This is a genomic window from Cupriavidus cauae (genome assembly GCF_008632125.1).
Classification (GTDB): domain Bacteria; phylum Pseudomonadota; class Gammaproteobacteria; order Burkholderiales; family Burkholderiaceae; genus Cupriavidus; species Cupriavidus cauae.
Genome location: NZ_VWRN01000052.1, coordinates 1 through 552 on the forward strand (window position 1 = coordinate 1; position 552 = coordinate 552).

Annotated in this window: 1 protein-coding gene; it reads left to right on the plus strand. The window is 67.4% G+C overall.

Annotated elements, in window-relative coordinates; genetic code table 11:
• Nucleotides 1-552: condensation domain-containing protein (locus F1599_RS18950; protein WP_223819762.1), on the plus strand; the 552-nt coding region annotated here is incomplete at both ends.

Below are 552 nucleotides of genomic sequence, written 5' to 3' on the forward strand. Positions count from 1 at the left end.
CGCTCACGCCGATGCAGCACGGCATGCTGTTCCACTCGCTCTACGCGCCGGAGGCCGGGCTGTACGTCAACCAGCTCGCCATCACGCTCGACGGACTCGATGCCGAGCGCTTCCGCTCGGCCTGGGACGAGACGGTCGCGTGCCATGAAATCCTGCGAACCGGCTTTGTCTGGATCGACGGGCAGGCGATGCAGGCGGTCTATCGGCAGGTACCTTCGCCGGTTCGCATCGATGCGGAAGGCGACTGGAACGAATCGGCGTGCGAGAACGTTGCGCTCGAAGAACGCAAGCTGGCCTTCGCGCTCGATACCGCCCCGCTGATGCGCGTGCGCTTGCTCCGCCTGGGTGCCAACCGCTACCGCATGATCTGGACCAGCCACCACCTGCTGCTCGATGGCTGGAGCACCGCCCGCCTGATCGGTGAGGTCCTGCAGCGCTACCACGGCCAGCCGGTCGAGGTGCCCGCCTCGCGCTATCGCGACCACATCGCCTGGCTGCAGACCCACGATGTCGCCGCCAGCGAGTCGTTCTGGCGCGAGCGGCTGCAAGCGC